This is a genomic window from Enterococcus sp. AZ040 (genome assembly GCF_050499185.1).
GTDB lineage: Bacteria > Bacillota > Bacilli > Lactobacillales > Enterococcaceae > Enterococcus_D > Enterococcus_D entomosocium.
Window position 1 is genome coordinate 25,483 of record NZ_JBMHEW010000001.1, and the last position, 21,270, is coordinate 46,752.

Annotated in this window: 20 protein-coding genes and 1 other annotated feature; of the genes, 16 read left to right on the forward strand and 4 right to left on the reverse strand. The window is 44.6% G+C overall.

The window, feature by feature from the left end; all coding sequences use genetic code 11:
- The first annotated feature begins 103 nt into the window (after window positions 1–103).
- From gltX to IGK63_RS00160, 9 genes are all read left to right on the forward strand, one after another.
- The gene (gltX, locus tag IGK63_RS00120; protein WP_005226398.1) at window positions 104–1,561 is read left to right on the forward strand and encodes a glutamate--tRNA ligase; all 1,458 of its coding nucleotides are present in this window, start codon (window positions 104–106) and stop codon (window positions 1,559–1,561) included.
- Window positions 1,558–1,756, forward strand: a binding site (T-box leader). Its footprint overlaps the gene before it by 4 nt.
- Before the next feature lie 65 nt (window positions 1,757–1,821).
- Window positions 1,822–2,358, forward strand: a complete 537-nt coding sequence (gene epsC, locus IGK63_RS00125; protein WP_034872105.1) for a serine O-acetyltransferase EpsC — start codon at window positions 1,822–1,824, stop codon at window positions 2,356–2,358.
- Entirely contained in the window at window positions 2,351–3,763 is a 1,413-nt protein-coding gene (gene cysS, locus IGK63_RS00130; protein WP_005232905.1) for a cysteine--tRNA ligase, read from the forward strand. The genes epsC and cysS overlap by 8 nt, the downstream gene beginning before the upstream one ends.
- Window positions 3,760–4,182 carry a Mini-ribonuclease 3 gene (locus tag IGK63_RS00135; protein ID WP_005232904.1) on the forward strand — a complete coding sequence of 141 codons (423 nt, stop codon included), beginning with the start codon at window positions 3,760–3,762 and terminating at the stop codon, window positions 4,180–4,182. Before cysS ends, IGK63_RS00135 begins: the two co-directional genes overlap by 4 nt.
- Window positions 4,148–4,987, forward strand: a complete 840-nt coding sequence (rlmB, locus tag IGK63_RS00140) for a 23S rRNA (guanosine(2251)-2'-O)-methyltransferase RlmB (protein ID WP_016611666.1) — start codon at window positions 4,148–4,150, stop codon at window positions 4,985–4,987. Before IGK63_RS00135 ends, rlmB begins: the two co-directional genes overlap by 35 nt.
- Window positions 4,984–5,502 (forward strand): NYN domain-containing protein, encoded by a 519-nt coding sequence (locus IGK63_RS00145; protein WP_005232902.1) that lies wholly within the window; start codon window positions 4,984–4,986, stop codon window positions 5,500–5,502. The genes rlmB and IGK63_RS00145 overlap by 4 nt, the downstream gene beginning before the upstream one ends.
- Before the next feature lie 95 nt (window positions 5,503–5,597).
- The gene (locus IGK63_RS00150; RefSeq protein ID WP_005232901.1) at window positions 5,598–6,161 is read left to right on the forward strand and encodes a sigma-70 family RNA polymerase sigma factor; all 564 of its coding nucleotides are present in this window, start codon (window positions 5,598–5,600) and stop codon (window positions 6,159–6,161) included.
- An 87-nt stretch (window positions 6,162–6,248) separates the two neighbouring features.
- Window positions 6,249–6,494 (forward strand): Veg family protein, encoded by a 246-nt coding sequence (locus IGK63_RS00155; RefSeq protein WP_005226417.1) that lies wholly within the window; start codon window positions 6,249–6,251, stop codon window positions 6,492–6,494.
- Window positions 6,495–6,555: 61 nt separating this feature from the next.
- Entirely contained in the window at window positions 6,556–7,008 is a 453-nt protein-coding gene (locus tag IGK63_RS00160) for a GNAT family N-acetyltransferase (RefSeq protein ID WP_016611661.1), read from the forward strand.
- 96 nt (window positions 7,009–7,104) lie between these two features.
- On the opposite strand, the gene mscL is transcribed toward IGK63_RS00160, so the two are convergent.
- The gene (gene mscL / locus IGK63_RS00165; protein ID WP_005232898.1) at window positions 7,105–7,551 is read right to left on the reverse strand and encodes a large conductance mechanosensitive channel protein MscL; all 447 of its coding nucleotides are present in this window, start codon (window positions 7,549–7,551) and stop codon (window positions 7,105–7,107) included.
- Between the two features lie 161 nt (window positions 7,552–7,712).
- Here mscL and yfmF point away from each other — a divergent pair, with 161 nt between their 5' ends.
- The 7 genes from yfmF to rny all read left to right on the forward strand — a co-directional run bounded on the left by yfmF (window position 7,713) and on the right by rny (window position 16,682).
- Window positions 7,713–8,981 carry an EF-P 5-aminopentanol modification-associated protein YfmF gene (yfmF, locus tag IGK63_RS00170; protein WP_005232897.1) on the forward strand — a complete coding sequence of 423 codons (1,269 nt, stop codon included), beginning with the start codon at window positions 7,713–7,715 and terminating at the stop codon, window positions 8,979–8,981.
- Window positions 8,974–10,272, forward strand: a complete 1,299-nt coding sequence (gene yfmH, locus IGK63_RS00175) for an EF-P 5-aminopentanol modification-associated protein YfmH (protein ID WP_005232896.1) — start codon at window positions 8,974–8,976, stop codon at window positions 10,270–10,272. The genes yfmF and yfmH overlap by 8 nt, the downstream gene beginning before the upstream one ends.
- A 464-nt stretch (window positions 10,273–10,736) precedes the next feature.
- Window positions 10,737–11,639, forward strand: coding sequence for a helix-turn-helix domain-containing protein (locus tag IGK63_RS00180; protein WP_005232895.1), 903 nt, complete (start codon window positions 10,737–10,739; stop codon window positions 11,637–11,639).
- 132 nt (window positions 11,640–11,771) lie between these two features.
- Window positions 11,772–12,353: a CDP-diacylglycerol--glycerol-3-phosphate 3-phosphatidyltransferase gene (gene pgsA / locus IGK63_RS00185; RefSeq protein ID WP_005232894.1), complete on the forward strand. Its 582-nt coding sequence runs from the start codon at window positions 11,772–11,774 to the stop codon at window positions 12,351–12,353.
- Between the two features lie 127 nt (window positions 12,354–12,480).
- Window positions 12,481–13,719: a competence/damage-inducible protein A gene (locus IGK63_RS00190; RefSeq protein WP_016611658.1), complete on the forward strand. Its 1,239-nt coding sequence runs from the start codon at window positions 12,481–12,483 to the stop codon at window positions 13,717–13,719.
- Between the two features lie 102 nt (window positions 13,720–13,821).
- Window positions 13,822–14,865, forward strand: coding sequence for a recombinase RecA (gene recA, locus IGK63_RS00195; RefSeq protein ID WP_008376737.1), 1,044 nt, complete (start codon window positions 13,822–13,824; stop codon window positions 14,863–14,865).
- 242 nt (window positions 14,866–15,107) lie between these two features.
- Window positions 15,108–16,682, forward strand: coding sequence for a ribonuclease Y (gene rny / locus IGK63_RS00200; protein ID WP_005232891.1), 1,575 nt, complete (start codon window positions 15,108–15,110; stop codon window positions 16,680–16,682).
- A gap of 302 nt (window positions 16,683–16,984) precedes the next feature.
- Here the strand turns inward: rny and treR are convergent, their stop codons facing one another.
- From treR to IGK63_RS00215, 3 genes are read right to left on the reverse strand one after another with little or no spacing between them, the layout of a single operon-like run.
- The gene (treR, locus tag IGK63_RS00205) at window positions 16,985–17,701 is read right to left on the reverse strand and encodes a trehalose operon repressor (protein ID WP_005226457.1); all 717 of its coding nucleotides are present in this window, start codon (window positions 17,699–17,701) and stop codon (window positions 16,985–16,987) included.
- Between the two features lie 54 nt (window positions 17,702–17,755).
- Window positions 17,756–18,406, reverse strand: a complete 651-nt coding sequence (pgmB, locus tag IGK63_RS00210; protein ID WP_005232889.1) for a beta-phosphoglucomutase — start codon at window positions 18,404–18,406, stop codon at window positions 17,756–17,758.
- Between the two features lie 14 nt (window positions 18,407–18,420).
- Window positions 18,421–21,048, reverse strand: coding sequence for a glycoside hydrolase family 65 protein (locus IGK63_RS00215; RefSeq protein ID WP_429972416.1), 2,628 nt, complete (start codon window positions 21,046–21,048; stop codon window positions 18,421–18,423).
- Window positions 21,049–21,270 lie beyond the last annotated feature (222 nt).

Here is a 21,270-nt window from a genome sequence, read left to right on the forward strand (position 1 = left end):
ACTTGAGGGTTCTGTTTTTTACGCGGGTCTTTCCCACTAAACTGAACAATAAGCCCCAAGCAGCTTGGCTGGCTTGGAAATCAGATGAAGGAAGAGGAAAACAATGACAAAAGTACGTGTACGTTACGCGCCAAGTCCAACAGGACATTTACACATCGGGAATGCTCGGACGGCTTTATTCAATTATTTGTTTGCTCGTCACAATGACGGTGAATTTATTATCCGAATCGAAGACACCGATCAAAAAAGAAACATTGAAGATGGTGAAAAAAGCCAGCTTGAAAACTTGCAATGGTTAGGAATGGATTGGGACGAATCACCTGAAAATCCAGGAGAATACGGTCCGTATCGTCAATCAGAACGCGGCGATATCTACCAACCACTGATCGATCAATTGCTTGCAAGCAATCGTGCGTATAAGTGTTATTGTACGGAAGAAGAACTGGAAGCCGAACGTGAAGGCCAAAGAGCTCGTGGCGAAATGCCCCATTATGCAGGGAAATGTGCCAACTTAACACCAGAAGAGCAAGCCGAAAAAGAAGCACAAGGCTTGAAACCAGTGATTCGTTTCCGTGTCTCTCGCAATACTGAATACAAATTCCACGACATGGTCAAAGGCGAGATCGTTTTTGAATCAGATAATGTCGGTGGCGATTTTGTCATCCAAAAACGTGACGGTATGCCGACTTACAACTTTGCAGTAGCAGTCGATGACCATCATATGAAAATCACCCATGTGCTGCGTGGAGATGACCACATCGCCAACACACCAAAACAGTTGATGATCTATGAAGCATTTGGCTGGCAAGCACCAGAATTCGGGCATATGACGTTGATCATCAATAGCGAAACCGGGAAAAAATTAAGCAAACGGGACGAATCGATTCTCCAATTCATCGAGCAATACCGTGAGTTGGGTTATCTGCCAGATGCTATGTTCAACTTCATTGCACTTTTAGGCTGGTCACCAGTAGGGGAAGAAGAAATCTTCTCTCAAGAAGAATTGATCAAAATCTTTGATCCTGAACGGTTGAGCAAATCACCAGCTGCCTTCGATGCCAAGAAGTTGGAATGGGTCAATAACCAGTACATGAAACAAATGGATCTGGATGAATTGACGGCAATGTGCGTCCCTTACTTGGCAAAAGCCGGTCGCATCGAAGAAACATTGACCGAAGAAAAAGCTGCTTGGTTGAAAAAAATCGTTTCCTTGTATCAACCGCAAATGAGTTTTGCGGCACAAATCGTCGACCTTTCGGAATTGTTCTTCGAAGAACACCCTGAATTAGATGATGCAGCCAAAGAAGTCTTAGCAGGAGAAACCGTACCGACGGTTTTGACAGCCTTTAAAGAAAAATTACAGGCGATGCCAGTCGTTGAAGCTGCAGCAGTCAAAGCAGCTATCAAGGAGATCCAAAAAGAAACAGGCATCAAAGGCAAGAATTTATTCATGCCGATCCGAGTGGCGGTCTCAGGCCAAACCCATGGACCAGAACTACCGGATACCGTTGAATTATTAGGGAAAGAAAAAGCCCTTGATCATTTGAATAACGTGTTATAAACACAGCGAATAGACGAAGTACTAGCCGATTTTTTTCAGAGAGGCCACGGAAGGTGAGAGTGGTCAAAAAAGGCTAGGAAATGCACCTAGGAGTGGCTTTGGCGCAAGTCAAAGACGAAGCAGCGGACGTTACCCGCTTGAAGGCAGTGCCGAACTGCGAACAAAAGTGGGACCACGCAAAAAAGCGTCTTTTGAATAAGGAAACTTATTTGAAAGACGCTTTTTTCGTATCAAGAAGTTTGGATAAAGCAGGTGAGAAGATGACTTGGTTCAAAAAAGCAATTGCGGCAACAAAAAAACACGATCCGTCGGTGCGATCAACGTTGGAGATCATCATCACGTATCCGGGATTCCATGCCTTATTTTGGCATCGTTGGGCGCACTTTTTGTTTCAGCATCGCTGGTATTTTTTGGCAAAACTGACGGCCCAGTTTTGGCGTTTCTTGACCGGGATCGAGATTCATCCTGGTGCCCAGATCGGCCAAGGGGTCTTTATCGATCATGGGATGGGGGTCGTGATTGGGGAAACGGCGATCATTGAAGATGATGTCGTCTTGTTTCACGGAGTCACCCTGGGGGGAACCGGCAAAGAGCGGGGCAAGCGTCATCCCACGGTTAAAACAGGTGCGTTTCTCTCAGCCCATGCGCAGATCTTAGGTCCTGTCACGATCGGTGAATATGCAAAGATCGGCGCCAATGCAGTGGTTTTGAAGGATATCCCCGCAGAAGCAACTGCTGTCGGCATCCCGGCAAAGATCGTTCGAATCAAAGGAAAGAAGGTTACCCACGATGATTAAAATCTATAATACGCTGACACGAGAAAAAGAAGTGTTTCAGCCATTGGAAGAAAAGAAAGTAAAAATGTATGTTTGCGGACCCACCGTCTATAACTATATTCATATCGGGAATGGCCGCAGTACTGTTTCATTTGATACCGTACGTCGTTATTTCGAATACCGCGGCTATACAGTGGACTATTTGATGAATTTTACTGATGTCGATGATAAAATCATTCGTGCAGCAAAAGAATTAGGTACGACGGCCCCAGAAGTGGCAGAGCGTTTTATCAACGCCTTCAATGAAGATACTGCAGCGCTGAATGTCAAACCTGCTACGATGAATCCTCGTGTGATGGATCATATTGAAGACATCATTGCCTTTATTGCTGCTCTTGTAGAAAAAGGCTATGCCTATCCAGTCAATGGCGATGTTTATTACCGTACCCGTAAATTTGCTCACTATGGGCAATTAAGCGACCAATCCATCGACGAGCTGGAAGTCGGCGCAAGCCAGCGAACCGGTGAAGAACAAAAAATCAAGGAAGATCCGTTGGATTTTGCTTTGTGGAAAGCGGCAAAAGGCGATGAGATCGCTTGGGAATCTCCTTGGGGAGCCGGCCGTCCCGGCTGGCATATCGAATGCTCAGTGATGGCGACCAAACACCTAGGCGAGACCATCGATATTCATGGAGGCGGACAAGACTTGACCTTCCCTCATCATGAAAATGAGATCGCCCAAAGCGAGGCAAAAACCGGCAAGACCTTTGCCAACTATTGGATGCATAATGGCTATGTGACGATCGGTGAAGACGAAGAAAAAATGAGTAAGTCGCTGGGCAACTTCGTCACGGTGCATGAGATGGTCAAAAAAGTTGATCCACAGGTGCTGCGTTTCTTTTTGGCAACGACTCAGTACCGCCGACCAATCAAATACAGCGAGACTACCTTGCATGAAGCACAAACCAATCTGCAAAAATTGCGTACGACCTATGAAAATGCCAAATTCCGCTTGAATAGCAGTCACTATCAAGCCAGCGATGAGGAAGTCAATGCACCGGTTCTGGAAGAATTTGAAGAACGTTTCATCAAAGAAATGGACGATGATTTCAACGCGGCTAATGGGATCACAGTGGTCTATGAATTGGCGAAGTGGCTGAACTTAGCTAGCGAAGACCCAGAAACAGACTTGGCTTTATTAACCGCTGGATTAGCCAAGTTCAGCGAATGGCTGACGATTTTCGGGATTTATTTTGTATCAGAAGAATTGCTAGATGAAGAAATCGAACAGCTGATTAATGAACGAATCGCCGCCCGCAAAGCCAAAGATTTTGCCCGCAGCGACCAAATCCGTGATGAGTTGAAAGAACAAGGGATCATCTTAGAAGATACCCCGCAAGGAACCCGATGGAGACGAGAAGTATGAGAGATTATAAACAATTGAATGGTTTGGCATTGGCCTATGTGGGGGATGCGGTCTATGAAGTCTATATTCGCGATTATTTAGTCGCCCAAGGCCAAACCCGACCAAACCAACTGCACCATATGGCGACCCACTATGTATCTGCCAAAGCCCAAGCGGCGTTGATCCAAAAGATGTTGGATGAAGAGATCCTGACCGAAGAAGAACATGATTTTTATCGCCGCGGCCGTAATAGTAAAAGTCATACGGGTGCCAAAAATGCCGATGTCACGACGTATCGCATCGCTACTGGCTTTGAATCGCTGATCGGGTATTTGCACCTCACGCAGCAAAAAGAACGCTTAGACGAGCTGGTAGACTGGTGTATAAAGAAAGTAGGAGAAGAAGATGCGAGAAAAACCGCAAAAAAAGCGTCCAAATAAAAAAACAGCTGGCCAATCAGAAGCCAGAAAAGAAAATAGACCGGATCGCCGCAAAGAAGCCGAGGGAGAAGCCATCGAAGATAATTTTGTCTTTGGCTATCATGCGGTTGCTGAAGCCTTGAAAGAAGGGCGAGGCAACAAGCTGTTTCTTTCTGAAGAGGCAAGGGGAGAAAAGATCGATCGTCTGAAAGAAATGGCACGGGAACAGGCAGTTCCTGTCAAATGGGTGCCAAAACAAAAGCTGGATACGATGAGTGACCAAGGGGTCCATCAAGGCATGATCTTGGCGATCACCCCTTACCAGTATTTGACCTTGGATGAATTGTTGGCCCAAACGAAAGAACAGCCGCTGTATCTGATTTTAGATAATCTAGAAGATCCCCATAATTTCGGCTCCATCATGCGAACCGCTGATGCCAGCGGCGTAGACGGGATCATCATTCCGAAACACCGTGCGGTGGGGATCACGCCGATCGTGGTGAAAACATCGACCGGCGCAGTGGAACATATCCCTGTGGCTCGAGTGACCAACTTGACCCAAGCAGTCCAGCAGCTGAAAAAAGCTGGTTTTTGGATCTTCGGTACTGATATGAGTGGCAGTGATTACCGTACATGGAATGCCCAAGGGGCGGTCGGTTTGATCATCGGTAACGAAGGTCGCGGCATGGGGGAAGGTTTGAAAAAAGAAGTGGATCAAATGCTGACGATCCCAATGACCGGGCACGTGCAGAGCTTGAACGCCAGTGTGGCGGCAGGCTTGTTGATGTATCAGGCCTTTACTAGCCGAAATGGGGCATCCCAATGAAAACCCCTTTGCTGATCGTGGATGGCTACAATATGATTGGCGCTTGGCCGGAGCTGGTTCTTTTGAAAAATCAGGACCGTTTAGAAGATGCGAGAGAAGCTTTGCTGAACCGGCTATCGAATTATGCAAAATATGAAGGCTTGAGAATCATCGTTGTTTTTGATGCCCAACTGGTGCCTGGTGTGACACAAAGTTACACCAAATATCAGCTGGAAGTTATTTTTACCGAAGAAGGAGAGACCGCCGATAGCTACATTGAACGAATCGCTGGTGAATTAAACAATCGATTGACGCAAGTCACCGTCGCTACCAGCGATTTAGCCGAACAGTGGGTGATCTTCTCTCAAGGTGCCTTACGAACTTCGGCACGGGAATTGTACAAAAGCGTGGAAAAAACGGAAAAAGACATCCACGAGCATCAAACCGATTTGCGGTTTGAAAATTTCCGGCGCAATTCCCCTTGGTCACCGGAACAATTAGCTGAACTTGAAAAGAAATTGCGCGACCTTAGTTAGGGACAAAGTTGGTCTGGTAAATTAGAAGATGTCCCAGCCATTTATGATACGCTCCTTTTGTAGCAAATGAAGCAAAAACAAAAGGAGTGATATCGATGCGCAGGGAAGAAGGACAAGTATCACACCCTTCTGATAGATTTGAAGAGTTGTTCAGAAAATATCGACCGATCGTTGAGATTTTGCATAAAAAATATTATCTGCGGGATTATGACTTAGATGATTGGCTGCAAGAAGGCCGGATCGTTTTTAATAAGTGTCTAAAGACTTACGATCAGGACAAAGGAACGACGCTGGGTATCTTGTTTAAGCGATCCTTTGAAAACCGTATCTGCAGCTTGTTGCGGGCGCAGCATGCCCAAAAACGCAAAGCCCAAGTCGATGCCTGCTCGCTGGAAGAAAAGCTTTCACAGGAAGGCAATCGGTTTTTGACCGATCATAATCGCTGTGCGGAAACTGCAGAGACCTATTTGTTTGTTAATGAATCGTTGGTAGAGTATCCGAAAAGTTTATCGTCTTTAGAAAGAATGGTTATAATGAATTATTTAAAAGGATTAGAACTTGATCAGATTGCCGCGCAAGAAAAGCTGTCTTACGAAAAAATAAAAAGCGCTTTCAGTCGCGGTAGGACAAAATTGATAGCGCTTATCAAAGACGTTTAACAAAAATCTTATTGAAAGTAGAATTATTTTATGGTAAACTTGAAATTTTCTGCATTTCGTGGTATAATGATGCTCGAGGTGAATGCGATGCCAACAACTTTAGCTACAATCAAGAAAGATTTAGAAGGCCGTATCGGTAGTGAGATTATGCTAGTTGCTCAGACTGGACGTAAGCGTCAAACTGAACGTCGCGGCGTTTTGACAGAAACTTATCCTTCAGTTTTTGTTGTAGATTTGGATCCAAACGAGAATTCATTCGAGCGGGTTTCTTATAGTTATTCAGATATTTTAACCAGAACTGTTGAGATTGAATTTTTATCGGAAGCTGTTTGAAACAAGAAGAGTTGACACTTTGTTGACTCTTTTTTGGTTCAACAAGATAAGGAGTGATGGGATGGCGTTTTTTCTAAAAGAGTTAGGGGAAATGACTGGGGTGGAGTTTTATCAACTTGCCCGTTTGCGCACGGCAGTTTTTGTGGTGGAACAAGCGTGTGCGTATCAGGAGATCGATGCGATCGATGCACAGGCCAAACATTTATGGGCCCTTGATGAGGACGGGCAGGTCGTTTCGTATGCCCGTATTTTCCAGCAGGAACAAACGGTGCATTTTGGTCGGGTCATTGTGGCACCGGCATACCGGGGGCAAAAAGAAGGCCATCGTCTGATCAAAGAAGTTTTGCATCGCATTGAGCAGTGTTATCCGGCTTTGCCTATTGAGATCGAAGCACAAGCCCACTTAGAAAAATTCTACGGCCAGTATGGCTTTAAAACCATTACACCGCCTTTTTATGAAGACGGGATCCTGCATGTCGGGATGAAAAAAGAAGCAAGCACAGCGACTCTCTAGAGAGGTTCGCCGTGCTTGCTTCTTTTAGCGCTATGATTGATGGATCGGATGAATCCGAATTGCTTCTTTTGTCCTTAATGACAAAGAGCCGGTTTCTTATCTGATCGTATCGTCCAATGATGTTGGACGTGGATCAACGGTGTTGGCAGTAGGCGTTTGCGCTTTTAAAAGATCACGAATCTCTTCTAAATAATCCTCTGCAGTGATTTCTGGTACTTCGTCTTCCTCAGGTTGTTGTTTCAGATTGCGTAATTTGTTCACTGCTTTGACAATCAAGAACAAGACAAATGCGGTAATCAAGAACGTAATAATGGCAGTGATGACGCGGCCAAAATCAAAGACTACATTTTTGGCGGGTTCAAAGACCAAGCCAGAAAAGGCATCGGCGTTACCGAAGAGTGATAAGATCCATGAAACCAATGGTGTCAGCAATCCTTCAACTAAACTAGTGACGATTGCGGTGAAGGCACTCCCGATTACGACCCCGATCGCCAAGTCAATGACGTTTCCTCGTAAAATAAATTCTTTAAATTCTTTAATCATCCTGTATCCTCCCTTCTAAATCTTACTGACAGTATAGCGAAAAATGCAAGATTTATAAAAAAAAACGCTCGCTGCAGCAGGTTTGATCAATGAGCCAAGGAGAAAGTTTGTCAGCTATGCTATAATTGAAGAGATAATTTTGCTTCTAGAAGGGGTGTCACATGTCTATTGAATTAAAAAAAGGTGTTCGGTTAACGGTGCTGCCGACCAAAAAGTATAAAACGATCCGTTTTTTCGTTCGGTTCACTGCACCATTGCAGGCCGAAATGACCGCCAAACGGACTTTATTGACTAGTTTATTAGAAACGACTAGTTTGGCTTATCCGACGCAGACCGCATTTAGCAGTCAACTGGCGGAGCTTTACGGTGCCAGCTTCGGAATGAATGTCAACAAACGGGGCAATCTGCATCAAATCAATGCAGCGATGTCCTTTGTCAACGGGAAGTATGTGTCAGATGAAGCAGTCTTGCCGCAAGCAGCCGCTTTTTTAGCAGAAGTTTTGTTCCATCCGAATGCCCACGAGGAGCAATTTGAGGAAAAGAACTTTACCATCGAAAAGCACAACTTGATCGCCTATATGAACAGCGTGGCAGAAGATAAGCAAGCATTGGCTTCTTTAGGGCTGCAAGAGTTGTATTTCGAAAACGATCAGAATCAGAAGTATCCGAGCTTTGGCCGTCCCCAAGACTTAGAAGCTGTGACCGCAAAAGAGCTTTACCAAACCTATCGCTCAATGATGGACAATGACCAAATCGATCTTTTTGTGATCGGCGATGTGGTTGAAGCAGAAGTCGCGGAGATTTTCCAGAACATGGCCTTTACCGATCGGCCAGACCAAGCAATACCGGTCTTTTATCAGCAAGCGGCGGAAAATATCATTCGCGAGAAAATCTTGCGGGAACCAATCATTCAAGCCAAATTGAACTTAGGCTATCATACTGGCGTGTATTATGACCAAGCCGAGCGGATCGCCTTTATGGTCTTCAACGGGTTGTTTGGCGGATTCCCTCATTCAAAACTGTTTATGAATGTCCGAGAGAAAGAAAGTTTGGCTTATTATGCTTCCAGCAGTATCGATACGTTTCGCGGGTACTTGTCGGTCCAAACAGGAATCGACGGCAAAAACCGCGACAAGGTCTTCAAATTGATCGAACAACAGCTGCAAAGCTTGCAGCGTGGCGAAGTCACAGCGGAAGAACTGGCACAAACAAAAGCGATGTTGAAAAACCAGTACTTGCTTTCGTTGGATAACCCACAAGCACTGATCGAAACAGCCTATCTGAATCAGTGGGTACCGAATACGAAAATGACGGAAGATGAATTTATGCAGAAATTGGCTCAAGTGACCGTAGCAGATGTCCAAGCATTGGCCAAAAACGTGTCCTTGCAAGCTGTATTCTTCCTGGATAAGGAGACGACCCATGAATAAAAAAGTCTATCAGCAAATCAATGAGACCCTTTATGAAGAAGTATTGCCAAACGGCTTGAAAGTTTATTTGCTGCCAAAAGCCGATTTCCATAAAACTTACGGACTTTTCAGTACGAACTATGGCTCTGTCGACAATCATTTCGGGTTTTCACCCGAAGCATTGCATCAAGTTCCAGATGGCATTGCCCATTTTCTAGAGCACAAACTGTTTGAAAAAGAAGACGGCGATGTCTTTCAAACCTTTGGTCAGCAGGGGGCTTCTGCCAATGCCTTTACCAGTTTCACGAAAACCAGCTACCTTTTTTCGGCAACCGATCAAATCAAGCTGAACCTTGAAACGTTGATCGATTTCGTTCAAGCCCCGTATTTCACAGAAGAAACCGTCGAAAAAGAAAAAGGGATCATTGGCCAAGAAATCCAAATGTATGATGACGATCCGAACTGGCAGCAGTTTTTCGGCATCATCAAAAATTTGTATCCGAAGCACCCCCTGCATATCGATATCGCTGGTACGGTGGAAAGCATTGCGCAGATCACCGCAGAAGACTTGTATCTTTGCTACAATACCTTCTATCACCCAAGCAACATGACACTTTTTGTGGTAGGCAACATCGATCCGGAAGAAACGATGGCGTGGATTCGGACCAATCAAGCGGCCAAGACCTTTCCAGAAACGCAAGCGATCATTCGCCAGTTTCCTGAAGAAACCTTTGCCGATATTCAAGCAGAATCAAGCCTTACCATGCCAGTGACACGTGCTAAAGGCGTGTTAGGGATCAAAGGGGACTTGAACAAACTGCCGGAATCAGGAAGAGAGCTCTTACGCTTCAAAAATGCGTTGAACCTTTTCTGCCAATTGGTTTTGGGCAATACTTCCGCCAATTATTTGCGTCTGTATGATCAAGGCATCATCGATGACACGTTTGGATTTGAAGTGAACTTGGATCGCGGCTTTTACTTTGCCGATTTCTCGGGGGATTCTGAAGAGCCAAAAGAAATGTTGGCAGAGATCGAAGCGATCTTAATGAATTTCCAGCACGACCCAGAGATTAATGAAGAAAACTTGACGTTATTGAAGAAGAAAATGCTAGGGAAATATTTCCAATCACTGAACTCATTGGAGTTTATTGCAAACCAGTTTACCCAAAGCTTATTCGGTGAAACGACGCTCTTTGATCTACCGGAGGTGATCCAATCGATCACTTTAGAAGATGTTCAGCAAGCGGCTCGTTCCTTTATCGATCCTAAAGCGTTTAGCCGTTTTTACATGTATCCAACGGAAAAAGCCTAAGCGAAGGCTGGTTTTGTCAAACAGCTGTCATTTAAGCGACACTGAATGATTCAAGGAGGAAGGCCCAACAGCTCAAGGGCTGCCCACCTCCTAGATCATTCAGTGTTTTCTTTTTGCGTCAAAGGGTGGTTTTTTCTTGCATTTTGATGCCAATTTGGCGAAAAGTATTAAAATTTGTTTGCGAGTTGTGGTTAGGCTATCCTCAGACTTTTTCTTTTATGGTATTCTTTAATTATTGAAGCAAAATCTTTTTTTGTTTTTTTGCAAAAAATCACGGAAAAAATGTTATATTTAGTAGACGGCGCGCCCAGATGGAAATCGGCGTGACGGAGTTTTTTTTATTGACTGATACAGGGAACCCCTGTTTTAAAATGATAGAGCAGCTTTGCTGACCTTACGACAAGCAGCGAAGCGATTTTAGGGCTTTTTTTAAAGATGAATAAAAGACTGGAGTAGATGATCGAGTGGCCAACGAAACAACGATTGGAGCAAAATTACGGCAAGCCCGTTTAGATAAGAACATTTCATTGATTGAATTACAACAAATGACAAAGATCCAAAAACGCTATTTAGAAGCAATTGAAGCGGAGCGTTTTGATCAATTGCCAGGCACTTTTTATGTCCGCGCGTTTATTCGCCAATATGCAGCAGCGGTTGGAGAAGACGGCGACAAATTGGTGGCCGTTTTTGATGGCAAAGATACGTTAGACGCTCCCTTACCAAAAAGACCGCAGCCTGAAACCGTCAGCGGCTCACGAAAAGCACAGCACGTAGAAGAAAAAAGCGGCTCATTTGTCGTCCGCTATTTGCCGATGATTCTATTAGGCCTGGTGGCCATTACGATCGTGAGTATCGTGGGCTACATGGCTTGGCAAGACCGTAATACAACACCGATGATCCAAGGGAGTTCTTCTCTCGTGGTAGAAAATTCGGCGTCTACAGCTTCCACCACGACAAGTACGGAAGAAACCAGTACTTCGAGTGAAGCGACGGAGTCATCAAGTACGACGGAATCCAGCGAAGCGAAAATGACGATGACTGCCAGTGATTCGACGCAATCGTCGATCACGATCACGATGAAAGATGCGGAAAACCCTATTGAATTGGCATTTACTGGGCTAGATGCTTCTTGTTGGGTCGGTGTACAAGTTGACAACGCTTATGTGTACCAATACACTCTACAAGCGGGGGAAACGCAATCGATGACGCTGCCAGAAGGCGCCACGAATGCAACTTTGACCCTGGGAGCAAGCCAAAATATCTCCATCAAGGCCAATGGACAGGAAGTGGACTTTTCTGATCCGCAATTTGAATTGTTACAAAAGACGGTCCGTCTCGTGATTGAATACCAAGACGATGCGGCATAAATCTGACAAATGCGCCTTATTGAGGTATCATTAGCTAAAAAGTTATCTGTTGCACCCGACTGGTGAAAAGCAGAAGTAGTGGCATGATTTGCCGTTATTTCGTACAATAGTCGGCAGAGAGGAGTCTATTTCGTGAATTTACCCAATCAATTAACTGTATTACGGATCATTATGATCCCCATCTTTATTTTGGTCTTGGTTTTGCCGATCGATCTTGGCACGATGACCGTTGGTACGACACAATTAGAAAACACGCACCTTATTGCAGCGATCCTTTTTGCGGCAGCCAGCATTACGGACTGGCTAGATGGCAAGATCGCTCGTTCCAGAGGCCTTGTTACCAACTTCGGGAAGTTTGCTGACCCGTTAGCAGATAAAATGCTCGTCATGACGGCTTTTATCATGCTGGTCGAATTAGACAAAGCCCCAGGCTGGGTAGTTTCGATCATCGTTTGCCGTGAGTTGGCAGTGACAGGTTTACGCTTGTTGTTAGTGGAACAAAGTGGCGAAGTCATGGCTGCTGCGTGGCCGGGGAAAATCAAAACCGCGACACAAATGGTTGCGATCATTTTCTTGTTCTTGAACAACATTCCCTTTTCAATGATCGGTTTACCTGTCGATCAAATCATGTTGTATCTATGCTTGATCTTTACGATCTATTCCGGGGTCGATTATTTCATAAAAAATACGAATGTTTTTAAAGATTCTATGTAAAATTTCTAGATCTAGATAAAGAAGCGATAAAAACAAGGATACAAGTCACGAAAGTTCAGAAGTTTTCTGGACTTTTTTTGTCAATATGAAAGACTTTTACGTATCTGATAAATGAAGGAGTAAAAGAATGAAAGCAGAAATTATTGCAGTCGGGACCGAATTACTTTTAGGACAGGTGGTGAATACGAACGCGACCTTCTTGTCAGAAGAACTGGCAAGTCTAGGGATCGATGTTTTTTATCATAGTGTTGTCGGGGACAACCCCAATCGCTTAGAGGAATTGCTGACGATCGCCGACAAACGCAGCGACTTGATCGTGCTGTGCGGCGGCTTAGGGCCCACCGACGATGACTTGACGAAACAAGTCACTGCGCGCCATGTGGGACAGGAATTAGTGCGAGATGAACCAGGTTATCACCAATTGAAAGCCTTCTTTGAAAACAGTCAACGGAGGATGACGGAAAACAATTTGCGGCAGACCTTAGTCTTCAAAGACGGTGTGTCTTTGCCAAATCCCAATGGACTAGCGATCGGGATTTTTTATCAGACAGCCGCTACCAGTTATTTGCTGCTGCCAGGACCGCCAAGTGAACTGCAGGCGATGTTTCTTACCCACGCAAAACCACTTCTGTTAGAGCAGTTTCCCCAAGAAGAAGTCTTGCTTTCTCGCGTTTTGCGCTATTACGGGATCGGGGAATCGGCGTTGGTCACAGAATTGGCCGATTTGATCGAGAACCAAGTCAATCCCACCATCGCCCCTTATGCCAAACCCAATGAGGTCACATTGCGTCTGACGGTCAAAACCGCAGATGAGGCGCAAGGAATCGAACAATTGGATGCATTAGAAGAAACCGTCCAAGCACGGGTCGGTGCGTATTTCTATGGATATGGGGAACAAAATTCGCTGGCAGAAACAGTCGTCGATCTACTAATCGAGAAAAAGAAAACCGTCACCGCAGCGGAAAGTTTGACCGCTGGTTTGTTTCAAGCGACCCTAGGAGGGATTCCTGGCGTCTCTGAGGTGTTTTCCGGTGGGTTCGTGACATATTCTGCTGGAACAAAAAGCAAGCTCTTAGGCATCGATTCAGCGCTTTTAGAAAGCTATGGGACTGTTAGTCAGGAGTGTGCGGAAGCAATGGCCGTCTATGCCCGCAAACAAGCAGAGACCGATTATGCGGTGGCCTTCACCGGTGTTGCTGGTCCAGACGAACTAGAAGGCCAGCCCAAAGGCACTGTTTGGATCGCCTTAGCTTCTGACAAAGGCGTCTCAAGCCAGCTGTATCACTTCAACCGCGACCGCGCCTATATTCGGCATAGTGCTGTCATGGCAGGCTTAAATCAAATACGTAAGGAATTATTAAATTAATGCGAATGTTTGTTCGTTTTTTCTTGCAATTTCCCTTTAGAAGGACTATTATTATCTTATGAACGACACACGAAAGTGATGAATATAAGGAGGATTATCCGTTTGGCAGATGATCGTAAAGCAGCCTTAGATGCTGCACTAAAGAAGATTGAAAAGAACTATGGTAAAGGTGCCATCATGAAGCTTGGCGAAAAAGTTGATCAACAAATTTCAACGATCCCAAGTGGTTCATTGGCCTTGGATGTTGCATTAGGTGTAGGTGGTTACCCACGAGGACGGATCGTAGAAGTTTACGGCCCAGAGAGTTCTGGTAAAACGACAGTTGCTTTACATGCCATTGCGGAAGTCCAAAAAAATGGCGGAACAGCAGCATTTATCGATGCCGAACATGCGTTAGATCCGCAGTATGCGCAAAAATTAGGTGTAAATATCGATGATCTTTTGTTATCACAACCAGATACAGGGGAACAAGGATTAGAGATCGCTGACGCCTTAGTTTCAAGTGGTGCGGTTGATATCGTAGTTATTGACTCGGTAGCAGCTTTAGTCCCACGAGCGGAGATCGATGGTGAAATGGGTGATACCCACGTTGGTTTGCAAGCTCGTTTGATGTCACAAGCATTACGGAAACTTTCTGGTTCCATCAACAAAACGAAAACGATCGCGATCTTTATCAACCAAATTCGCGAAAAAGTTGGGATCATGTTTGGGAATCCAGAAACGACACCTGGTGGACGTGCGTTGAAATTCTATTCAACCATCCGTTTGGAAGTACGTCGTGCTGAGCAATTGAAATCCGGTACAGATATCATCGGGAACCGCACGAAGATCAAAGTAGTCAAAAACAAAGTAGCGCCACCATTTAAAGTAGCGGAAGTCGACATGATGTATGGTCTAGGTATTTCACAAGAAGGTGAATTATTGGATATGGCCGTGGAACAAGACATCGTTGATAAAAGCGGTGCGTGGTATGCCTATAAAGGGGATCGCATCGGTCAAGGTCGTGAAAACGCCAAAAACTATATGCGTGAACACCAAGAAATGATGCTAGAAGTTTCTGCTCGCGTCCGCGATGCTTACGGGATTGGAACAGGAGAGACCGTAACCCTCGAGGAAGCGCAAGAAGAATTACCATTAGACGAATAAGTCTTGAAAAGCCAAACAACGAGGTTGTTTGGCTTTTTTGTGGCTTTTTGCTAGATTCATCTATTGTTGAAAAAACATCCGTAAAAAGGAAGGGTTGCGAAAGTTTACTTTATTATTTAAAGTTGACACTCTTGTGTTCAAACATTAGAATAAACGTATGTGGATTTCCACATAAGAAGTAGCGAATTGATAATTTTGTTATCCTTTGTTAATCAAAATTACAAAATATTTAAAAAGATAGTATGGAGGTGGATTCATTGGAACTACTTTACATTCTCCTCGCTATCATCGGTTTAATTGTCGGTCTTGGATTAGGAGTTTATGTGACGAAATCTCGTCATGAGAAAGAAATCAACGGCGCCCAAAATTCTGCAGCTGGAATTATCGAAAGCGCTAAGAAAGAAGCAGAAACTCTTAAAAAAGAAGCATTGTTAGAAGCTAAGGAAGAAAATCAGAAGTATCGGTCAGAGATTGAAAGTGAGTTGAAAGAAAGCAAACTTGATTTAAAATCACAAGAAAATCGTTTACTCCAAAGAGAACAAGTACTTGATCGTAAGGACGATTCTTTGGAAAAACGAGAACGCTCACTTGAAGATAAAGAAGGCAGACTTAGTGAGAAACAACAATTAATTGACGAGCGAGAAAAAGAAGTAGAAAACTTAATCGATGGACAACAGAAAGAATTAGAGCGCATCGCCGCGCTGTCTAGAGATGAAGCAAAAGAGTTGATCATGAAATCAACGGAAGAGGAATTGAACCATGAATTAACGATCATGGTCAAAGAATCTGAACAGCGTGCGAAGGAAGAAGCAGATCGAAAAGCAAAAAATCTCTTGTCCCTAGCAATCCAACGTTGTGCCGCAGACCAAGTGTCTGAAACCACGGTATCGGTCGTATCATTACCAAATGATGAGATGAAAGGTCGAATCATCGGAAGAGAAGGTCGGAACATTCGGACCCTTGAAACATTGACAGGGATCGATTTGATCATCGATGACACGCCAGAAGCAGTCGTCTTATCAGGATTTGATCCGATTCGCCGTGAAATTGCTCGTATGACCCTTGAAAAACTGATTCAAGACGGCCGGATCCATCCAGCTCGAATTGAAGAAATGGTCGAAAAATCTCGGAAAGAAATGGATGAGCATATTCGTGAATATGGGGAACAAGCAGCCTTTGAAGTCGGTGCTCACACCCTTCATCCAGACTTGATCAAGATTTTAGGTCGTTTGCGTTTCCGTACCAGCTACGGACAAAACGTCTTGAACCACTCGATCGAAGTCGCAAAACTAACCGGTGTTCTTGCCGCAGAATTAGGTGAAGATATCCAGTTAGCCAAACGTGCCGGACTCTTGCATGATATCGGGAAAGCCCTTGACCATGAAATCGAAGGCTCTCACGTTGAGATCGGGGCTGAGTTAGCTGCCAAATACAAAGAAAATGGTGTGGTGATCAATGCGATCGCTTCTCACCATGGAGATGTTGAAGCAACATCGGTTATCTCTGTTTTAGTTGCAGCCGCAGATGCCTTGTCAGCAGCCCGTCCAGGTGCCCGCAGCGAATCATTGGAAAATTATATTCGCCGCTTGCAAAACCTAGAAAATATCGCCAACGGCTTCAAAGGTGTCGATTCCAGTTTTGCCGTCCAAGCCGGACGTGAAGTCCGTGTAATGGTCAAACCAGAAGAGATTTCTGATTTGGATGCTGTACGATTGGTTCGCGACATCCGCAAGAAGATCGAAGACGATTTGGATTACCCAGGTCATATCAAAGTAACCGTTATTCGCGAGACCCGCGCAACGGATTACGCCAAATAGCAAGCAAAAGCAGTATCCTCTCAGAGGGTACTGCTTTTTTTGTGTGGCTGACTGTTAATAAGGACGACTGAGTTGTTCAAAATCAACTGTGCTTTTCATCAGTCCCATAAATGATTGAGCCTTTTTTGTTCGTCGGCAGCCAAACGCCGGGAAAGCAAAAGGATGAATCGTTAGCGACAGAGGCGAAAAGAGGAAGGATCGATCCAGCATCATCTCGAGAGGGGGGGATTGAAAGATAAAACAGACCCAGACTTCTCGGTGAAGTCTAGGTCTGTTTTGTCTTTTTCACGTCTATACGTCCATCAAATCTTGCGTCGACGGGCAAAGTCCACAAAGCGGAATTTATCCAGTCGGTGGATCGATTCGGTGTATTCAAAACAGCGCGTGTCTTCTAGATACACGAGGCTGCGAACCGTAACGACATGCTGATCTTCAGGACGCAGATCCATTAGATCCCGCAATTCTTTGTTGACGGGGTCAACAGTGATTTCTTTTTGTGCATAAGCGATCTCAAGGCCAAGATCATTTTCAAAGTAATCAAAAATCGATACTTTCGCTCGGTTTTCTGGCAACTCTTCGATGATAGAAGCATCAAGGTAATCTTTATCCAAAATCACCACTTCTCCATCGATTCTCCGCTGACGGATCAGTTTCCATGCCTCAGAAGCGACAGGCCAACCAGTGGTCTCGTGCAGCTTTGGCGAAACGGCGATCTTACGGATCTCGACAACCTTTGTTTCACTAGGAATGCGTTGGGTATCTTGCAGCTCACGAAAACTCGTCAAGCCAGAAATCGGGAAATCAAAGCGATTCAAGTCTAAAACGATCGAACCTTTCCCTTGTTTCTTTTGGATATAACCAGCATCCCGCAATAAATTCAATGCCTTACGGACAGTCTCGCGGGAGACACCATAAGTTTTGATCAATTGGTTTTCGCTAGGCAGCAAAGAATGCGGAGGGTATTCGTTTGCTAGAATTTTTTGTTCTAAATCTAAAAATATCTCTTTGAACTTGTTCATCGGATTGCCCCCTCTTTGGCTATTATAGCGAGGCCAATTTGGAAATGCAATCGACTATTTCGCCAAAAGTTCGTCAATGTTTAGATCCGTCAATTTTTCAACGATCACATCTGCACCGTGTAGTTCTTCTCCTGAATAAACGCCTACCGCGTACATACCAGCAGCTTTGATGCCGTCGATCCCTGCTTGAGCATCTTCAAAGCCAACTGCTTCTGCCGGTTCAATGCCTAGTGCCAGCGCTGCTTGGATAAAGATTTCTGGATCTGGTTTGCCTTTTTTCAAGGTTGCTGGGTCAACGATCGTATCAAAGTCTTGCATGACACCTAGTTTGTCCAAAATAAACGGCGCATTCTTGGATGCCGAAGCGATGGCACAAGGAATATTTTTTGCTTTGGCTTCATCAAGGAACGTCTTTACCCCCGGCAATAGATCATCAGGAGTCAAGCTTTGTAATAATTGTACATAGTGGGTATTTTTCTTTGTCGCTAAGGCTTCTTTTTCGACTTCTGTGTAGGCATCATTTTTGTTGCCTAGTGTTAAGATTCGCTCTAAAGAATCCATGCGGCTAATGCCTTTTAACTGCTCATTGAATTTCAAATCGATCTCGATCCCAATCTCCGCAGCTAATTCTTTCCATGCGATGTAGTGGTATTTAGCTGTATCCGTGATAACGCCGTCTAAATCAAAAACAAATCCTTTTTTCATGTGTAACACTCCTTTTAGTAAGTAATCGTTGCTTCTTTCTTTGCTTCTAGAGAAACTTGCTGCCCATTCACTAAGATCGTGACTGGCTGATCAGCGGTGATCGTCAATGTTTCATGTGTAACATTCAATGCAAAGCGGGTGCCGCGAACTTCTAGCTGAAAGGCTAAGCTGTCCCAAGCTTTTGGCAAGTTTGGTGTGATCTGCAGTTGCTCTTCTCGAATATCAATCCCAGCAAAAGTGGTTAACGGAATAAACAACGTAGCGGCCATGACACCGGCGTGAATGCCTTCTGCCGTGGTCCCGCCTTGGATATCACGATAATCAGAAGAGAGGGCTTCTTGGTATAACGACCAAGCCAATTCCTGATCCTCCACCATTGCCGCTAACTGAGCGTGAACGATCCGCGACAAAGTCGAGCCGTGGGAGGTGCGAGCCAAATAATAATGGAGATTTTTTTCAATATAGTCTGTTGGCAGTTGGTAAGAAAGATCCGCCAAAATTTGATTGACTTGCTCTTTTGAGAAATTATAGAAAATCATCAAACTATCGGCTTGTTTCGCGACTTTGTAGCTGTCAGCACTCTTGCCTTCAGCGTTTAGGATGCGATCCATCCGATAAATGTTGCCATATTTCTCTTTATAATGGGCCCAATCCAGATCTTCCAACTGGAAGTACCCTTCAAACTGTGCGATGATGCCTTCGTGATCGATCTCTAAGCCTAATTTGGTACGAATATCTGCCATAGCAGCAATATCCGCTGGGGTTAAAGCCGTTTTCTCCAATACTGCTTGGAAGCTCTCTGCTGATAGTTGTTGTTGGAGGTTCTCGATCTCTTCAAACAACCATACTACCATCATATTGGTATAGGCGTTGTTTTTCAAGCCGCCTTGTTCACTATTTGGGTAGCTTTCATGAAATTCATCTGGTCCCATGACTTTATCGATAAAGTAACGTTGAGCAGTATCATCCCAGGTGGCAGCACTTTGCCAGAAATGGGCGACTTCTAACATCAATTCTAATCCATATTGTTCCATAAAGGGACGGTCTTGTGTGTTGTGCCAATATTGCCAAATGTTATAAGCGATCGCTAAGGAGACGTGGCGCTGCAAGCGACTGTGGTCTTCTTTCCATTCGCCGCTGATAGGGTTCAAATGCAGTTCTTGGGATTGCTCACTGCCATCCAAGCCTGATTGCCATGGGAACATGGCGCCTTGGTAACCGGCTTTTTGGGCATCTTTTTTGGCAGCAGCTAAGCGGCGGTAGCGATACAGCAAAATTTCTTTGGCGGTGTCAGGAAAATGTAGAATGTAAAAGGGTAAGATAAACAGTTCATCCCAGAAAATATGACCGCGATAGGCTTCACCATGTAGGCCACGGGCAGTGATACTGGCATCTAAGGACTCCTGATAAGCATTCGGTGCTGCGGAGACCAGCAGATGATACGTATGCAGATTCAGCATTTTTTGCGACATCAAGTCACCAGTGACTTCGATGGCCGCTTTCGCCCATAATTCAGCCCAGGCTTGTTTTGAGGCGGTATACATCGTCGCAAAATCAGGTAATGCTAAGGAAGAAAACGTAAATGCCGGTTGCGGATCCTCTTGCCGATAAGCGGTAGCAGTGACTGATTTTTCGACCCGATAAGTTTGTCCCTCCGTCACCTCAAGGGCTACTTGCTGACGGACGAGCTGGTCGTTTGTTTCAGCGTGCAGCTCAGCCAATGGCAGGTCCTGTGAAAACAGTTCAGAGGATTGGACAACGGTAATCTGTGATTGGTTAGTGGTGACCACTAAATGCGCTTTGTTTTGTTCAGCTGCTGTCTCTTTCACGGTCAAATGCTGGTTGGTTAAGCTACGGTAACGAGCGACGTTATAGTTATAGACCGATCCGTCGGCTTCACTGACGAAAGTAACGGTGCCGGAAAAGTTCAGCGGGGTAAACTGATAGACCAAGCTATATTGGTGAACGTCTTGCATATTGGCGATTTTCTTCGTTTCGATTCGCAGACTCTTTTGTTTTTTTGTTTCAATTTCTGCCACTGATTGGAACAAGCCGGTCTTCAGATCTAATGTCCGTTTAAAGGAAAGAAGCTGATTGTTGGCAATGTCGATCACTTCATCATCGATCTTCACGTACATTTTTTGCAGATTCGGTGCATTGACGAAGTCTTCATTGCTGATGGTATGACCAGAAACATCAGATTCCACCGTATTGTAAAGACTTGCTAAATACAGCCCTGGATAGTTCGCTTCACAAATGGTCATCTCAGGCGTCGTGCCTCGCAGCCCTAGATAGCCGTTGCCGACGGTTAAAAGTGACTCCACCGAGTATTCATCTTTACCAGGGGTGTAGCCATAGTATTCGAGGTTCCAAGGAATTTCAGCACTTTTTTCTTCATACTGTTCTTTCGTGGTGCAAACAAAGGGACGATTCAATTTTTCTGTCAACCATTGGTCCAGTGAAAAAGTCCCTTCTTCATTCGTAAACACCAGCGATTCAGAGACGATCCCGCCACCTTCCATTTTCTGCAGCTGCGCGGTCAGTGCAGCAACTCGTTCACTGTCTGTCCCAGAAAACGGATAGGTCGTACCGGTTTGATCCGTTAACAGCCATTCTTCCTTAGACAATATAATCGTATTCACAATAGTTGTCCTCCTTTAAACTTGTCTATACATGCAAGATGATTATAACGTAATTTGTAAGCTATTTCAATTTATCTCACCTGTTTTTTTATTCTTTTTTGTTAAATAAACAGTAAATAAAGTCATTGGCAATATTATTTTATATTAATCAAATATTTTAAAAAACGTTTATTTATTAAGGTTTTAATACGGTACCTTTTCTATTCACTTGTATTGTTTGTA

What these genes read in the sequence shown, in the direction of transcription:
- gltX (WP_005226398.1), top strand. Translation starts at nt 104, where the DNA reads ATGACAAAAGTACGTGTACGTTACGCGCCAAGTCCAACAGGACATTTA.
- epsC (WP_034872105.1), top strand. Translation starts at nt 1,822, where the DNA reads ATGACTTGGTTCAAAAAAGCAATTGCGGCAACAAAAAAACACGATCCG.
- cysS (WP_005232905.1), top strand. Translation starts at nt 2,351, where the DNA reads ATGATTAAAATCTATAATACGCTGACACGAGAAAAAGAAGTGTTTCAG.
- IGK63_RS00135 (WP_005232904.1), top strand. Translation starts at nt 3,760, where the DNA reads ATGAGAGATTATAAACAATTGAATGGTTTGGCATTGGCCTATGTGGGG.
- rlmB (WP_016611666.1), top strand. Translation starts at nt 4,148, where the DNA reads ATGCGAGAAAAACCGCAAAAAAAGCGTCCAAATAAAAAAACAGCTGGC.
- IGK63_RS00145 (WP_005232902.1), top strand. Translation starts at nt 4,984, where the DNA reads ATGAAAACCCCTTTGCTGATCGTGGATGGCTACAATATGATTGGCGCT.
- IGK63_RS00150 (WP_005232901.1), top strand. Translation starts at nt 5,598, where the DNA reads ATGCGCAGGGAAGAAGGACAAGTATCACACCCTTCTGATAGATTTGAA.
- IGK63_RS00155 (WP_005226417.1), top strand. Translation starts at nt 6,249, where the DNA reads ATGCCAACAACTTTAGCTACAATCAAGAAAGATTTAGAAGGCCGTATC.
- IGK63_RS00160 (WP_016611661.1), top strand. Translation starts at nt 6,556, where the DNA reads ATGGCGTTTTTTCTAAAAGAGTTAGGGGAAATGACTGGGGTGGAGTTT.
- mscL (WP_005232898.1), bottom strand. Translation starts at nt 7,551, where the DNA reads ATGATTAAAGAATTTAAAGAATTTATTTTACGAGGAAACGTCATTGAC.
- yfmF (WP_005232897.1), top strand. Translation starts at nt 7,713, where the DNA reads ATGTCTATTGAATTAAAAAAAGGTGTTCGGTTAACGGTGCTGCCGACC.
- yfmH (WP_005232896.1), top strand. Translation starts at nt 8,974, where the DNA reads ATGAATAAAAAAGTCTATCAGCAAATCAATGAGACCCTTTATGAAGAA.
- IGK63_RS00190 (WP_016611658.1), top strand. Translation starts at nt 12,481, where the DNA reads ATGAAAGCAGAAATTATTGCAGTCGGGACCGAATTACTTTTAGGACAG.
- rny (WP_005232891.1), top strand. Translation starts at nt 15,108, where the DNA reads ATGGAGGTGGATTCATTGGAACTACTTTACATTCTCCTCGCTATCATC.
- treR (WP_005226457.1), bottom strand. Translation starts at nt 17,701, where the DNA reads ATGAACAAGTTCAAAGAGATATTTTTAGATTTAGAACAAAAAATTCTA.
- pgmB (WP_005232889.1), bottom strand. Translation starts at nt 18,406, where the DNA reads ATGAAAAAAGGATTTGTTTTTGATTTAGACGGCGTTATCACGGATACA.